This is a genomic window from Streptomyces sp. NPDC002130, assembly GCF_040296465.1.
GTDB lineage: Bacteria > Actinomycetota > Actinomycetes > Streptomycetales > Streptomycetaceae > Streptomyces.
Genome location: NZ_JBEOXI010000536.1, coordinates 1 through 2,581, shown reverse-complemented (window position 1 = coordinate 2,581; position 2,581 = coordinate 1). Strand labels below are relative to the sequence as shown.

Here is a 2,581-nt window from a genome sequence, read left to right as displayed (position 1 = left end):
GAGTACCAGCGAGCATCAGGAAGTAGTTCCAGGTGATCCCGGAACGCTGGCCAGGTACCCGCGCCCAGGCTTTCTTCGCGCTCGCGAGATCGTCGGCGTCGGCGGCGCGGAGGTCGTCGGTGCTGTCGATTCCCAGCTCACGCAGCCGCCCGGCAGCCTCATGAATAGCCGCAGCCTTGAGCGGAGCACCTTTGGTCGTCGAGGTCGGTTTGCGATTGTTCGTCATCTCGGCCCACTCCTTCGGGCCGCCGAGTTCGTCGAAAGTCTCCAACAGGGCGCCGGCATTGTCGGTGTCGGCATCACCGCCCTGCGCCTGCCGGAAGTCGATGTAATGCCTCAGGACGTTTTTGACGGAGTTGTAGTGTGCGCCGGTGGACGCGATCGAGTCGATGATGCACAGAGCAAGGCTGCGCGGGTAGCCATCCGGGCGGAACCACAGATCAGAATCGCCGAGGTCGGCGTTGCAGCGCTTCGCGAGGAGTTCAAGCCGATCATCTGATGGCGTGGGCATGTGTGTCCTCTGATCTGTGCTTCGTGTAGGGTCTCGCTGCCGATGACATTTCGAGACGCCGTGACATGCGCGTTCATGTCGGGTCTCACGGTATGGCCACCGCGATCTGTCTCAACCTGATGACATTTCTTCATCGGACACTGTGCCCACACCAGCTGCCTGTCCCGTGTTTTCGCGTTGGTTCCGAGTAGCCGACCGCGAGATCCCGTTTGTTCGGACTGCCCCGTTTGACGCCCGTTTGACGCCCCGAAGGCAAAATCAGTGGACGGGGCTATCGGGTTTGTACTGGTCGGCGAGTTTCGATCAAGGGCCGGTTTCAGGACGTGCCGGTGCGGGTTCGGCAGACGGTACATCGCAAACCTCGTCGGCGCTTTTGAGTTGGGACGCATGTTTCGCCGGGCCGCGATCATCGCGCCTCGTTCGACCGACTCCGCGTTTCCTCGATGCGTTGCCGCTGTCGGACCCCGTACGCCGCCTCTTTGACGGCGGCGTCGTCCTCGAGACCCGAACCGAGGGCCCCACCGATGGTCGCGATGGACGCCAGCAGCCAGGTGAGCGTCAGGTAGTCGGAGAAGTTCACCCCGTGCCCGAGAACACTGGACAGCAGTTCCGAGGGAAGAGTCAGACACGCGGTGAACAGCAGCAGGCAGAACAGGGCCACATGCAGCACGACGACACCGATGACCAGGGTGACTACGGTCGCGGTGTTGTACAGCACCGATCGATCGCGTTCCGCCGGCGACTTCGGCCGCTCCCAGAGTTCGTGGTCGAGGATCAGCCAGAGAATGATCGCCACGATCGACAAAATCATCGCCACACTCATACGCCATGGCCCCATCGTGTCGGCGAACAACCAGATCGTGTTGGTGGCCAGCGCGATCGCACCCGTGGCGAAGGCGCCGACGAGGACCTTCGACAGTCCGGTGACCAGTCGCCACGGCCGGTTGGCGCGCACCATCCCCGACAACAGTCGCAGTCGCCGCAGTCCAGAGGGCGCGAAGTACCGGATGCCGTCCTCAACTTGCGCAGACCGGAACCGTCGCGCCGCACCGGGGGGGCATGAGTGCCGGCTCACCGAGGATGTGGGCGATGGCGAGTTCGGTGATGGTGCGGACGCGGCGCTCGATGTGGATGCCGCCCACTCCGGCGACCGAGATGAGCGCGAATTTGTGGTCGGCGCTGACGTCGGCCACCACCGGGAGGGTGTCCTCGCGGCGCGGCAGATCGGTGAGGTATACGACGATGTCTTCCTCTTCGGAGGACGGATCGACCGTGTCGATGATATCGGCGAAATCCGCTTGCTCGTCGGGCAGGTACGGTTTGCGGCGCACGCACGTCGTCCACCGGCGCTCGTCCCGGTCAGGGCTGCCCAGGCGTTCCGGCAGGTACTCCGCAATACGTTCGGCAAGAGCCGCTGGTTCGCCCGGATCCGCGATCAGCAGCACCGAGACCTGCTCACCCGCGGCACCGGAGCGCCCTCCCTGCAGGTGCTCGTTCGCCTTCACCGCCTTCGCGTACCCGCTCGGTCTGAGCCCAAACTCTAGGCAGTGGGGTGCGAGACGATCCACCACGCCCACGCGATAGGAAAGCGGAGCTGGAACGGGCCCGGCACCGACCGCGGATGCGGCCGTCGGTCACCCGGTCTCGTTTGACGCCGGCCACTCCCCGGGGATCGGACCTGCGTGGGAGGCGCGGACTTCGGGGTGGGGGCGCAGCGGTGGGTGCCGGGATCGACGGTGAGGTCCTCGGTGTCGGCGAAGATCAGCCCGCCCGTCGTCGAGCGCGATCGCCCACCGATGCGCCGGCGCCCAGCCGTAACCGGCGCCCCAGGTTCGGTCAGTGCCGCGAAGTCCTCGACGACCTCGCCGAGGTCGTCCGCTTCGGGCTTTCCGGCGGACCAGCACCCGGACGCCGATCGTCAACTCCGGGCCGCGCGCAAGCCTGTTACCGCTTCTAGTGGGCCATGGGCTGCACCCTTTCGCTCGGTGAAGTCCGGGGCCGGCAACTGGTGCAACCAGAGCGGCGCCGGCCTCGGCGAGCGGCACACCGCGGCTCCGGCCGCCGGCATCG

4 protein-coding genes are annotated in these 2,581 nt (G+C 65.9%); 1 reads left to right on the top strand and 3 read right to left on the bottom strand.

Annotated elements, in window-relative coordinates:
• From ABT116_RS42380 to ABT116_RS42370, 3 genes are all read right to left on the bottom strand, one after another.
• The coding region (locus ABT116_RS42380) for a DUF8548 family protein (RefSeq protein WP_351645861.1) at positions 1–511 on the bottom strand (511 nt) is incomplete at its 3' end.
• 406 nt (positions 512–917) lie between these two features.
• On the bottom strand, positions 918–1,469 hold the full coding sequence (locus ABT116_RS42375; protein ID WP_350835171.1) for a hypothetical protein: 552 nt from the start codon (positions 1,467–1,469) through the stop codon (positions 918–920).
• Between the two features lie 58 nt (positions 1,470–1,527).
• Positions 1,528–2,016 carry a hypothetical protein gene (locus ABT116_RS42370; protein ID WP_350835169.1) on the bottom strand — a complete coding sequence of 163 codons (489 nt, stop codon included), beginning with the start codon at positions 2,014–2,016 and terminating at the stop codon, positions 1,528–1,530.
• Positions 2,017–2,259: 243 nt separating this feature from the next.
• Between ABT116_RS42370 and ABT116_RS42365 the strand changes: the two genes are divergently transcribed.
• The coding region (locus tag ABT116_RS42365; protein WP_351645851.1) for a hypothetical protein at positions 2,260–2,581 on the top strand (322 nt) is incomplete at its 3' end.

Excerpts from the sequence above, each read along its gene's own strand:
- ABT116_RS42375 (WP_350835171.1), bottom strand. The coding sequence starts at position 1,469 with ATGGTGCGCGCCAACCGGCCGTGGCGACTGGTCACCGGACTGTCGAAG.